This is a genomic window from Brevibacterium samyangense, assembly GCF_039529845.1.
GTDB classification, from domain to species: Bacteria; Actinomycetota; Actinomycetes; order Actinomycetales; family Brevibacteriaceae; genus Brevibacterium; species Brevibacterium samyangense.
Map to the genome: position 1 here is coordinate 1 of NZ_BAAANO010000039.1, position 11,409 is coordinate 11,409.

11 protein-coding genes are annotated in these 11,409 nt (G+C 68.8%); 7 read left to right on the forward strand and 4 right to left on the reverse strand.

Going from position 1 to position 11,409, the window contains the following annotated elements; genetic code table 11:
• Window positions 1-300: 300 nt before the first annotated feature.
• Complete coding sequence (locus tag ABD172_RS14905) at window positions 301-1,035, reverse strand: SOS response-associated peptidase (protein ID WP_344310958.1); 735 nt, start codon at window positions 1,033-1,035, stop codon at window positions 301-303.
• A 171-nt stretch (window positions 1,036-1,206) separates the two neighbouring features.
• On the opposite strand from ABD172_RS14905, the gene ABD172_RS14910 reads away from it, so the two are divergent.
• The 5 genes from ABD172_RS14910 to ABD172_RS14930 all read left to right on the forward strand — a co-directional run bounded on the left by ABD172_RS14910 (window position 1,207) and on the right by ABD172_RS14930 (window position 6,154).
• Window positions 1,207-1,710, forward strand: a complete 504-nt coding sequence (locus tag ABD172_RS14910) for a MarR family winged helix-turn-helix transcriptional regulator (RefSeq protein ID WP_344310960.1) — start codon at window positions 1,207-1,209, stop codon at window positions 1,708-1,710.
• A gap of 281 nt (window positions 1,711-1,991) precedes the next feature.
• On the forward strand, window positions 1,992-3,158 hold the full coding sequence (locus tag ABD172_RS14915) for an acyl-CoA dehydrogenase family protein (protein WP_344310974.1): 1,167 nt from the start codon (window positions 1,992-1,994) through the stop codon (window positions 3,156-3,158).
• Window positions 3,158-4,225 (forward strand): enoyl-CoA hydratase/isomerase family protein, encoded by a 1,068-nt coding sequence (locus ABD172_RS14920; protein ID WP_344310962.1) that lies wholly within the window; start codon window positions 3,158-3,160, stop codon window positions 4,223-4,225. Before ABD172_RS14915 ends, ABD172_RS14920 begins: the two co-directional genes overlap by 1 nt.
• Complete coding sequence (locus ABD172_RS14925; protein WP_344310963.1) at window positions 4,222-4,998, forward strand: enoyl-CoA hydratase; 777 nt, start codon at window positions 4,222-4,224, stop codon at window positions 4,996-4,998. Before ABD172_RS14920 ends, ABD172_RS14925 begins: the two co-directional genes overlap by 4 nt.
• A 163-nt stretch (window positions 4,999-5,161) precedes the next feature.
• Window positions 5,162-6,154 (forward strand): NAD(P)H-dependent flavin oxidoreductase, encoded by a 993-nt coding sequence (locus tag ABD172_RS14930; RefSeq protein ID WP_344310965.1) that lies wholly within the window; start codon window positions 5,162-5,164, stop codon window positions 6,152-6,154.
• A 102-nt stretch (window positions 6,155-6,256) separates the two neighbouring features.
• Here ABD172_RS14930 and ABD172_RS14935 read toward each other — a convergent pair whose 3' ends face one another.
• Window positions 6,257-7,447, reverse strand: a complete 1,191-nt coding sequence (locus tag ABD172_RS14935) for an NAD(P)/FAD-dependent oxidoreductase (protein ID WP_344310967.1) — start codon at window positions 7,445-7,447, stop codon at window positions 6,257-6,259.
• Window positions 7,448-7,478: 31 nt separating this feature from the next.
• Window positions 7,479-8,825 (reverse strand): TRAP transporter large permease subunit, encoded by a 1,347-nt coding sequence (locus tag ABD172_RS14940; protein WP_344310969.1) that lies wholly within the window; start codon window positions 8,823-8,825, stop codon window positions 7,479-7,481.
• A gap of 128 nt (window positions 8,826-8,953) precedes the next feature.
• Here ABD172_RS14940 and ABD172_RS14945 point away from each other — a divergent pair, with 128 nt between their 5' ends.
• Window positions 8,954-9,844 (forward strand): carbon-nitrogen hydrolase family protein, encoded by an 891-nt coding sequence (locus ABD172_RS14945; protein ID WP_344310971.1) that lies wholly within the window; start codon window positions 8,954-8,956, stop codon window positions 9,842-9,844.
• Window positions 9,845-10,001: 157 nt separating this feature from the next.
• Window positions 10,002-11,042 carry an OmpA family protein gene (locus tag ABD172_RS14950; RefSeq protein ID WP_344310972.1) on the forward strand — a complete coding sequence of 347 codons (1,041 nt, stop codon included), beginning with the start codon at window positions 10,002-10,004 and terminating at the stop codon, window positions 11,040-11,042.
• A 90-nt stretch (window positions 11,043-11,132) separates the two neighbouring features.
• Here the strand turns inward: ABD172_RS14950 and ABD172_RS14955 are convergent, their stop codons facing one another.
• Entirely contained in the window at window positions 11,133-11,309 is a 177-nt protein-coding gene (locus tag ABD172_RS14955) for a CsbD family protein (protein ID WP_344310973.1), read from the reverse strand.
• Window positions 11,310-11,409 lie beyond the last annotated feature (100 nt).

The window sequence follows — 11,409 nt, forward strand, 5'->3', positions numbered from 1 at the left end:
AGTTGGTTTGTCATCTTGTACATTGGTATTCGTGACTCATGCCGGACACACAACTCACAACCCCTTGCAGGGACTGTGACCGTGTGCAAAAAAACGGCATCATCACGATCAATGATCACGCTATTGAGTTCTCAAAGAACAGACGCTCATCAACCTTCTCACCAGCAAAAACACTCTGCCGGTTGCCTGGTTGAGGCTGTTGTTGTCGTTCTCCCCGGCGTGGGGCGAACGAGTAACTACTCTAGACCACGGTGAAACGGCCTCGCAACTCGAAAGGGGCACTTTTCATCGTGACGCCGCTCACAGTTCATCTCCGAGCGGTTCTGCCAGTTCCGCGCCCTGGTTCCGCACGTTCCCCACCGCCGTACTCACGCGGTAGCGATCGACCCGCCCCGGGTCGAAGTCGGCCACGAGCGCCTTGAGCATCTCCCGCGCCTCCGCTCCGCCCGCTCCCGGATCCATCCATGCCGCGAGCAGGTCACGCGGCAGCATCACCGGCATCCTGTCGTGGAGCTCCGCGAGGTGGCCGGCGGCCGGCGCCGTGATGATCGTCGTGGAGACCAACCACCCGTCCCGGACCGCCGGGTCCGCCGTCGGTCCGTCCGCCTCTCCTCGCTTCCTGAACTCGAAGAGTCCTGCCATGAAGAGGGGGCCTCCGTCGGCAGCGTGCATGAGCCACGGCTCCTTGCCCGTTTCCGTCGCATGCCATTCGTAGTAGCCGGTCACCGGAACCACACACCGACGACTCTCGAACGCCTTGCGGAACATCGGCTTGTCCTCGACCGTCTCCGATCGTGCGTTGAACGCTCGGAAACCGATCTTCTCGTCCTTCGCCCATCCGGGAACGAGCCCCCAACGCGCAGTCTCCAGGCGCCTGAACAGTGTGCCCTCGTCGTCGGGACGATCGACGAGGATCGGCAGGGGCGCCCCCGGTGGCACGTTGTACCGCGGGGCGTACGTGTAGGTCATCATCTCGATCTGCAGCTCATCGGCGAGGTCTGCAGGATCGGTCGACATGTTGAGGCGGCCGCACATGCTCCGATGGTCCCACGATGCGAGCGGCATCACCATCGACCGCCCGGTCCCGTCATTAGACTCGTCGGCAGACCTTTCGGCGGGCCGGACGTCGCCACCGACTACGACCGCCGCTGCCCCCGTTCGCTCGTGCATCGGCACCCCTGCCGCGCCGCACCCACAAGGAGATGCATGCCCGACTTCGACCCCATCGAGGAATCCCGGAAGCAATGGCTCGCGCACGGGTGGGAATCGGCCGCGGACGGGATGACGCTCGTGACCTCGATCATGCGTGCCCATCAGCTGTTCCTCGCCCGGGTCGACCGGGTGCTCCGCCCTCTCGGCCTCACGTTCTCGCGGTACGAGGTCCTCGCACTCCTGTCGTTCACCAAGCGCGGGTCCCTCCCGATGAACAAGATCACGAAGCGCCTCCAGGTCCACGCGACCTCGACGACGAATTCCGTCGATCGCCTCGAATCCGCCGACCTCGCACGCCGCCGGCCCCATCCGACCGACGGGCGGACGACACTCATCGAGATCACGGACGCCGGGCGCGACCTCGTCTCGCGGGCCACCACCGCACTCAACCGGGAGGTCTTCGAGGACCCCGGCCTCGAAGCTCCCGCGCTCGGCGAACTCCTCGACCGCCTCGGCGCCCTCCGTGCCGGCCTCGAGGCCCCGTCGCGCTCGTCCTGAGCACCACACCCCCTCCCGCACGACACCGCACCCCGGATGCCCCGACCCCGGCGTGCGGGAGGTGGGGAATCGCCGAGGGGCCCCTCCCCCGGCACCGCTCCGTCACCACCCCGCCCGGCCCCGTGCCGGATGCCCGCAGCGCGCGGCCCCACGGTGGTCGCGCCCTCCCTCCGGATTCCACCGCTCCGATTGCTAGGACGTCCAACCAAATCGTCTATGCTGTGACCCGCATCCCGAATCACGCCCGCCGCGACGAGGACGTCGTGGCAGAAGGAGTCCTCGTGGCACGCAGCACCGCAGCAACACTCGCATTCGGACTGTCGGAGGAGCAGGTGGAACTCGCGTCCATGGTGCGGGCCTTCGCCGATGAACAGGTCGCGCCCCATGCACTCGACTGGGACGCCGAGCACCACTTCCCCGTCGACGTCATCCGCAGCACCGCGGAACTCGGGATGGGCGGCATCTCCGTGAGCGAGGAGTTCGGGGGATCCGGGCTCGGACGGATGGACGCCGCCATCGTCTTCGAGAACCTGTCCACCGGTTGCCCCTCCGTCGCCAGCTACATCTCGATCCACAACATGGTCGCGTGGATGCTCGACAAGTACGCGACCGACGAGCAGAAGGACCGTTGGCTCCGCCCCCTCGCGAGCATGGAGCAGCTCGGCTCGTACTGCCTCACGGAACCGAACGCCGGTTCGGACGCCGCAGCACTGCGCACCTCGGCGCGCCGCGACGGCGACCACTACGTCCTCAACGGGGTCAAGCAGTTCATCTCCGGAGCCGGGGAGACGGACCTGTATCTCGTCATGGCCCGGACCGGGCAGGAAGGGTCCCGCGGGATCTCCACCTTCGTCCTCGAAGCCGGGATGGAGGGACTCTCCTTCGGTGCGAACGAGAAGAAGATGGGGTGGCGTGCCCAGCCGACCCGCCAGGTGTTCATGGAGAACGTGCGGGTGCCGGTGGCGAACCGGATCGGCGAGGAGGGCCAGGGGTTCAAGATCGCGATGTCCGGCCTCGACGGCGGGCGCCTCAACATCGGAGCCTGTTCCCTCGGTGGTGGCCAGGCCGCCCTCGAACGGGCGATCGAGTACATGGGCGAGCGCCAGGCCTTCGGTTCGGACCTCACGGGCTTCCAGGCGCTGCGGTTCCGGGTCGCCGATATGCAGGCGAAACTCGAGGCGGCCAGGTCGCTGCTGTGGCGGGCGGCGAGCGCCTACGACGCGGGTGACCCCAATACCTCGTTGCTCTCCGCGATGGCGAAGCTCACCGCGACCGACACCGGGTTCGAGGTCGCGAACAGTGCCCTGCAACTGTTCGGCGGCTACGGATATCTGACAGAGTACGGAATCGAGAAGCTGGTCCGTGACCTGCGGGTCCACCAGATTCTGGAAGGTACCAACGAGATCATGCGGGTCATCATCTCCCGCAGGAGCACAGGAGTCGGGTAATGACAACGGAGTCACAGGACGCAGTCGCGCAGCCGCCGGTCCTCGTCCGCCGTGCGGGCACGATCGGTCGGATCGAACTCAACAAGCCGAAGGCGATCAACGCGCTCGGTGGCGAGATGGTCGCGATGGTCGCCGCCGCCCTCGAGGCGTGGAAGGACGACCCCGAGGTGACCGCCGTCGTCGTCACCGGCCGGGGCGAGCGCGGTCTGTGCGCCGGTGGGGACATCAAGGCGATCCACCGGTCCGTCGTCGCCGGCGACGAGAACGCCCTCCTGTTCTTCTCCACCGAGTACGCGATGAACCATCTCATCGCCGAGTACCCGAAGCCCTACGTCGCCGTCATGGACGGCATCACGATGGGTGGCGGTGTGGGCATCTCCGCACACGGCTCCGTCCGCATCGTCACCGAGACCTCGAAGATCGGCATGCCGGAGACAGGAATCGGCCTCTTCCCCGACGTCGGTGGCACCTACCTGCTCTCGCGCACCCCCGGGGAGATCGGCACCTACTTCGCGCTCACCGGTGAGGCCTTCGGCCCCGGCACGGCGCTCGCGCTCGGCCTGGCCGACCACTTCGTTCCCCGGGACGCCGTCCCGGCCCTCGTCGAGGCCCTCGAGACCGGAACCGACGTCGCCGAGGCGGTGGGCGCCTCGGCCACGGAGGCACCTGCCGACCCCACGGCGGCCGACCGGGAGTGGATCGACGCATGCTTCGCCGGGAACACGGTGCAGGAGATCCTCGCTGCGCTCGACGCCGCTGCGGCCGAGGGCAACGAGAAGGCCGGCGCTGCGGCCGCCACCATCCGGACGAAGTCACCGACCTCGCTCGCGGTCACCCTCGCGATGCTCCGCACCGCACCGGACATGACTCTCGCCGAGGTCCTCGAACGGGATCTGCGTGTGGCGGTCGGGATCGGCCGGCAGCCGGACCTCGTCGAGGGGATCCGGGCCCAGGTCATCGACAAGGACCGCAATCCGCAGTGGAACCCCGCCTCGCTCGACGAGGTCTCCCCCGCACTCGTGCAGTCGATCCTCACCACCGAACTCGAAAGGACGGTCTTCGCATGACCGAGTTCTCCACCATCCTCGCCGAGAAGCACGATGGCTACGCCCTCATCACCCTCAATCGCCCCGAGGCGCTCAACGCGCTCAACCTCGAGGTGATGACCGAGCTCACCGCGGCGGCCGCGGAGTTCGACGCGGACCCGGAGGTGAAGTCGATCGTCATCACCGGCGCCGGGCGCGCATTCGCCGCAGGCGCCGACATCAAGGAGATGAAGGACCTCACCTTCTCGAAGGCGTACGAGGCGGACTGGTTCGCCGGATGGCAGGATCTCGCGTCGGTGCGCAAGCCGATCATCGCGGCCGTCAACGGATTCGCCCTCGGCGGCGGGTGCGAACTCGCCATGATGTGCGACATCCTCATCGCCTCCGAGAAGGCGAAGTTCGGGCAGCCGGAGATCAACCTCGGCGTGCTGCCGGGCATGGGCGGCTCGCAGCGCCTCACCCGTGCGATCGGCAAGGCGAAGGCGATGGACCTGTGCCTCACCGGCCGGTTCATCGGCGCCGAGGAGGCCGAGCGCTCGGGACTCGCGGCCCGCGTCGTCGCCCCCGAGGCGCTCATGGACGAGGCCGTGTCGATCGCCGGCGTCATCGCCGGCAAGTCGCGGATCGCCTCGGCCCTCGTAAAGGAAGCCGTGAACCTCGCCTTCGAGACCACGCTCGACCAGGGCCTCAGGTTCGAGCGTCGACTGTTCCACGCCTCGCTCGCGACCGCCGACCAGAAGGAGGGCATGGCGGCGTTCGTCGAGAAGCGTGACCCGCAGTTCACCGACAGCTGAGGAACGCGCGGCGGGTGACGGGCGACCCACCGTCGACTATGGTGAGTGAAGACATCTGAACGATTGTTCGGTCAGGCCTTGAACGGGCCTGGGTGTGGAAGGCCTGGCCGAACGCGCTCGCACCCGCCCCATCCCTGTCAACGACGACATCCGAGGAGACCCCATGGCACTTCCAGCAGCCCTCGACGTTCCGCTGCGCATTCCGGCGATCGCGTCCCCCATGTTCATCGCCTCCGGCCCCGAGCTCGTCAAGGCCGAGTGCCAGGCGGGCATGATCGGCTCGTTCCCGACTCTCAACGCCCGGCCGGAATCGCTCCTGGCCGAGTGGATCGACGAGATCCGCGAATCGAACGACGCGTACGCGGCGGCGCACCCGCAGGACCCGGTGGCTCCCTTCGCGGCCAACCTCATCGTGCACCGGACGAACAACCGCCTCGAACACGACCTCTCCGTCGTCGTCGAGAAGCAGGTCCCGATCGTCATCACCTCGCTCGGTGCGCGCGAGGACGTGAACGAGGCCGTGCACTCCTACGGCGGGGTCGTCCTCCACGACGTCATCAACAACCGCTTCGCGCACAAGGCGATCGAGAAGGGTGCGGACGGACTCATTCCCGTGGCCGCGGGTGCCGGCGGGCACGCGGGAGCGCTCTCCCCGTTCGCACTCGTCCAGGAGATCCGTGAGTGGTTCGACGGTCCCGTGGCGCTCTCGGGCGCCATCGCGCACGGCCGGTCGATCCTCGCCGCGCAGGCGACGGGAGCGGACTTCGCGTACATCGGCTCGGCCCTTCTCACGACCCCCGAGGCGAACGTCGTCGACGCCTACCGGGACATGGTCGTCGAGTCCGCAGCGGACGACATCGTGTACTCGAACCTCTTCACCGGGGTGCACGGGAACTACCTCAAGGGCTCCGTCCGTGGGGCCGGCCTGGACCCCGACAACCTGCCGACCTCGGACCCGTCGGCCATGAGCTTCTCCACCGGAGCGAAAGGTGAACGGGAGGCGAAGGCATGGAAGGACATCTGGGGCTCCGGTCAGGGCATCGGCACGATCCGCGAGTCCCTGCCGGCCGCGGACCTCATCCGTCGGTTCGCCGACGAGTACGAGGCAGCCAAGCGCGACTTCGCGGCGAAGATCCTCCAGCCCGCGGCAGTCTGAGGGCCGTCGCCCTCCGCAGGAGTACCCCACGCCGTTTCCCCGGCCGGGGACGGAAGAGGCGCCCATCGCACACGCGGTGGGCGCCTCCGGCGTGCAAGGGCCCTACTGTTTGCCGAGCCCCTCCTGCACGACGCCGTCGGTGAAGGCGCGCCCCTCGGCGAACCGATGCGGATCGAACGGCGCGAACAGCTCACGAGCGTCCGCGAACTCCTCCGCACCGAGGAACCCTGCAATGGCCTCGGCGAAGAGCGCCGAGAGCGTCGCACCGCTGTGGGTGACGGCCGCGAGCACGCGCCCGTGCGGATCGAGAGGACCGAGCACCGGCCTGCCGTCGGCGGGCAGGGACCGCTCCGCGAGAACGAGGCGCTCGACGTGGCCCGCCCCGGGCAGCAGACGATCCAGCCACGCGTCCATGTGGCCTCGGACCTCGGCATGCGTCCGACCTGCGGGATCCGCGGCGTCCCGGTTCGCACAGAGGTGCTCCATCACCGGCGCCTGGACGATGAGCCCTCCGATCGACGTAGGCCGGAGGTTGAGCACATCGGACACGAACACCCGGTCGAGCAGGTCCGCGCCGGAACCGGTGTACCCGAGGAAACTGTGGGTCCACGGGCTCGGGACGGACGCCCGCACCATCGGCAGATCGAAGCCCGAGGCGACAGCCAGGTCCCCGGAGTGTTTCCCGGAGGCCACGACGACGGCGTCGAACGCCTCGACGGTGCCGTCCCTGAACGCAAGGTGCACGCCGTCCGCAGACGAACCTACCGTCGCCGCCTCTGCCGTGCGCACCGTTCCCCCGTCTGTCTCGAAGCGGTCGCGCACGGCGGCGAGGTACTCGCGCACGTGGAGGTGTCCCTCCGAGGGGAAGGCGAGTGCCACGGTCTCCGGCCCCGCCGGAAGCCGCAGATGCGGGGCCTCGGTTCGGACCGCCTCGGCGGTGAGGAGGTGCACCGGGTAGCCCCGCTCGGTCATGAGTGCGGCACGCTCGGCGAGGGCCCGGTCCGCGGCACCGTCCGTTCCCGCGTGCCACATGACCGAGCCCGTATGGATGTACCAGGGCTCGGCCGGGGCCAGTGCGTCCTGGAGGCGCGCGTGCGCCTCACTCCCGGCGACGTTGAGCCGGTGGTAGACGTCCGGGTCCTTGTTGTTCGAGTTCGTCCACGCGAACGAGGTGCTCGAGGTGCCGGACCCGGGCTCCCCGCGGTCCACGAGTGAGACCGAGTGCCCGGTGCGCGCGAGGAGCGAAGCGGCAGGCAGACCGATGAGCCCGGCACCGACGACGGCGATGTGCATGTGAGTCCTTTCGATACGACGGTCGGGCGGTTCAGAGGAGCCAGAACACGAACCCGACGAGCATGAAGTAGAGCGTGTTCGGCAGCGCGAGGAGCATCGTCCGCACCGGGTCGACCTTCGTCCGGAGTGTCGCGCCGACGAGTCCGCACACGACGAAGGCCGTGAGCCCGACGGGCGGGAGGTTCTGGGCCGCAGCCGCGATGTGCGAGGCGCCGACGGCGACGAACGTCGGATCGGACCCGGAGCCGATGAGCAGCGGGGCGGCGAAGGGCACGACGACGGTCTGCGCCGTCGTCTGCGAACCGGTGAGCATCCCGAACGTGCCGATGAGGACGAGACCGACGACGGCCACCGCCGAGGAAGGCAGTCCGCCGGCGACCGCCTCGACCTGTGCCACCGCGCCCGAGGCGTAGAACATGCCGACCATGAACCCCGCGCACGCCTGGATGACGACGGTCTGCCGGACGTTCCCCAGGCCCGCGAGGACGATGCTCCCGGCCTGCTTCCCGACCCGCGGATAGCAGAAGGTGAGTGCAGTCGCGAGCACGAGCGACAGGACGAGCACGTGGACGAATCCGTTCGCGATCGGGATCCCGCCGAGCCATGTGACGACCTGGGAGACACCCGGTACGAGCGTGAACACGTCGACGGCGAACCCGCTGTTGAGCACGACGACACCCACGAGCACGAGGAGTGGTCCGAACATCGGCCATGTCCGCCGGACGACCGCACCGAGCGTCTCCGTGTCCTGCCCGCGGATGGTCCGACCGCGGACGAACCGGAAGGACTCGAGGATCGCGAGAACCATGCCGATCCCGACCGTGACGACCGAGATCAGCATGACCGGATCGGCGTCCGTTCCGATGAGCGAGGACGAGAGGAGCACCGCCTGGGAGATCGGCGGCATGATCGACCCGATCGAGGCGCCGACGAGGATCATCATCGCGATCTGCTCCGGTTTCACCCGGAGTTCGGCGAGGGTGGTGATCGCGAGGAACCCGATGACGGTGGCCGCGGCGATGGCGTCGCCGAGGAGCGAACCGGCCACGACGAGCGTGAGGAACAGCGCGGCGATGAGCCCCCTCGGAGTGGCGCCGAAGACCTTCCGCAGGAGGTCGAGGACCGCCCGCATGGTCCCGAGGCGCACCTGCGACTCCGCGTAGATCGACCCCACTGCACTGATCGCGATGACCCACGACAGCTTGTCGAGTCCGTCCACCACCCCGAGGAGGATCTCCTGCGGTCCGAGACGGCCGGGGACCGCCGCTGCGACGCCGGCGAGCAGCAGCGCCCACCGGATGTCCCCGCCGATGTAGGGGATGCGTTTGACGAGGACGACGAGGAACAACAGGCACAGGGGAACGACGGCGGTGAGCACGCGGGGCGACCTTCTCGACGGTGACGGGGATCCGGTGGGGACCGGGTTCGCGGGTGACCTGTTTCACACTAGCGTCCGAAAGGATGCCTAGACTGCAGGAACCCGCATCTGACCTCGAAGGTATCCCCATGACTTCTGCATCAGCCCCCGCGTCGACGAACCCCGCGCCAACGAATCCCGAGTCCGCCGGACCGCTCGTCGCGCTCGCACAGTTCTCCCCCGCCGCCGACGTCGAGGCGAACCTCGCGACGATCACGGGCCTCACCGCCCGCGCCGCCGCCGAGGGCGCGGACCTCGTCGTGTTCCCCGAGCACGCGATGTTCACCGACCCCGATCACCTCACGGGGCCGTACTACGCACACGAACCGCTCGACGGCCCGTTCCTCACCGCCGTCCGCGCGCTCGCGTCCGAACACCGGATCGCGATCGTCGTGGGGCTCACCGAGACCACGCCGGCAGAGCTCGCCGATCCGCGGCCCTTCAACACCCTCGTCGCGATCGGCCCCGAGGGCACGGACCTCGCCCGGTACCGCAAGGTCCACCTCTACGACGCCTTCGGCCACCGGGAGTCCGACGCGTCCCGGCCCGCAGACGACATCGAGGCCGTCACCTTCACGTACCGGGGCCTCACCTTCGGCCTCGCGATCTGTTACGACATCCGCTTCCCGGAGATCTCCCGTCGCCTCGTCGATGCCGGCGCCGAGGCGATCGTCAACCCGGCCGCGTGGCCGACGGGGCCGGCGAAGGAGCACCACTGGGAGGCGCTCACGACCGCCCGCGCGATCGAGAACACCGCGTACGTCCTCGCGTGCGGACAGACCGGCCCGCACTGCATCGGGCAGAGCAGGATCGTCGACCCCATGGGGTCGACCCTCGCCTCCGCCGCCGAGGCGCCCGGCGCCCTGGCACTGGCCCGCCTGGACCCGGCCCGGGTGCCGGAGGTCCGGCTCACGAACCCCTCCCTGGAGAACCGGCGACTGCGGATCACCGAGCCGGAGGGCGCCTCGGGGAGGGTGTGACGGACGATCTTCCATCCCCGGGGTGTCGTCCACCTGTGACCGCAGGTGCCGGTTCGCGCGTCTTTCCACAGGTGGAGGCCACGGCTCGATGACGAACGAACCGTACCCCGGAGTAGGCCCGGTACGGCGTGTTCACTGAGCCGTGGAAGGGAGCCTCATGTCTACGCTCACGCTCGGTTCACACGTCAAGGTCGCGACTCTCGGTCTCGCGGTCGCGGCACTCGTTCTCACCTCCGGTTGTGCCGCCGCAGGATCCGGCCCGGCGGATGGCGCGGAGGTGAACCCGGAAACGGCCTCGGAGACCGCGAACGAGGGCACCGCTGAGGAGACGGGCGACGCCGCCGGGGACAGCGAAGCGCCCTCCGCCGCCGAAGGCCGGGTACAGAGCACATCAGGATCCCCCGGAAGCGCGGAGATCGACAGTGCCGATGTCCTCGCGAGCGCGACGATCGATTCCGCTGTCGGCGGGACGGTGACCGCCACGGTGCGGTCCGTCGAGGTGTCCGGAGAGACCATGACGGTGCGGTGGGCGGTGGGATGGGAGGACCCCGCACAACCGAGCGACGCGATCGTGACGGCTCACGACCGCGCCGGATCTGCCGCGTGCCAACACGGGGCCGTACTGCCTGCGCTGGCGGTCCTCGTGGCGGTCCTGCTCCTCGGAGCCACCGGCACCCCTGTACATGCCTCAAGCGCACACTCCTCCGCAGGATCGGACGCGCCCGTCCCCGCGATCAGAGAGGACATGATCCGAGCCGCCGTCATCCCTCTCACGCCCGAGGTCCTGCCGCTTGATCCGTCCGTCGCGGTCATTCCTCTCGAGACCCGCGTCGAGGAGGACGACACCACCGTCGTCCGACTCACCGCGGACCTGTTGTTCGACTTCGACTCGGCCGATCTCACCGCGGAGGCGGAGAAGGCGGTCGGTGACCTCGCGGACGATATCGCCGACGGTGCCGAAGTGACGGTGGACGGGCACACCGACGCGAAGGGCGACGACGCGTACAACGACACGCTGTCGCAGGAGAGGGCCGATGCCGTCGCCGGCGCGCTCCGCGCAAAGCGTCCCGACCTCCGGATCACGGCCACGGGCCACGGGGAGACGCAGCCGATCGCGGACAACGGAACCGACGCGGAGGACAATCCCGGCGGCCGCGCTCTCAACCGCCGTGTCGAGGTGTCCTACCCGAACTCCTGACGCCCCCGAACACGCAGCAGCCCCGGTCCTCTGCGAGGACCGGGGCTGCTGTCGTCGGCGGGCCTGTGCCGGGGTGCGCGGAATCCGCGCTCAGGCGTTCTTCCAGGTGTCCTTGACCTTCTCGCCGGCCTGCTTGAGATTCGCGCCGGCCTGGTCCGCCTTGCCCTCGGCCTCGAGGTCCCGGTCGTCGCGGGCCTCGCCCACGGCTTCCTTCGCCTTGCCCTTGAGTTCCTGCGCCTTGTTGCTGATCTTGTCTCCGAGTCCCATGGTGCCTCCTCGTGATCAATCAGGTGGGCCGGGGTGCCCACGTGTCCGTCACGATAGTGAGGAGTGACGCCGTGGGCCAGGGGTCCGGCGGACCGGACAG

Coding starts and splice junctions, on each gene's coding strand:
- ABD172_RS14905 (WP_344310958.1), bottom strand. CDS start 1,035: ATGTGCGGCCGCCTCAACATGTCGACCGATCCTGCAGACCTCGCCGAT.
- ABD172_RS14910 (WP_344310960.1), top strand. CDS start 1,207: ATGCCCGACTTCGACCCCATCGAGGAATCCCGGAAGCAATGGCTCGCG.
- ABD172_RS14920 (WP_344310962.1), top strand. CDS start 3,158: ATGACAACGGAGTCACAGGACGCAGTCGCGCAGCCGCCGGTCCTCGTC.
- ABD172_RS14925 (WP_344310963.1), top strand. CDS start 4,222: ATGACCGAGTTCTCCACCATCCTCGCCGAGAAGCACGATGGCTACGCC.
- ABD172_RS14930 (WP_344310965.1), top strand. CDS start 5,162: ATGGCACTTCCAGCAGCCCTCGACGTTCCGCTGCGCATTCCGGCGATC.
- ABD172_RS14935 (WP_344310967.1), bottom strand. CDS start 7,447: ATGCACATCGCCGTCGTCGGTGCCGGGCTCATCGGTCTGCCTGCCGCT.
- ABD172_RS14945 (WP_344310971.1), top strand. CDS start 8,954: ATGACTTCTGCATCAGCCCCCGCGTCGACGAACCCCGCGCCAACGAAT.
- ABD172_RS14950 (WP_344310972.1), top strand. CDS start 10,002: ATGTCTACGCTCACGCTCGGTTCACACGTCAAGGTCGCGACTCTCGGT.
- ABD172_RS14955 (WP_344310973.1), bottom strand. CDS start 11,309: ATGGGACTCGGAGACAAGATCAGCAACAAGGCGCAGGAACTCAAGGGC.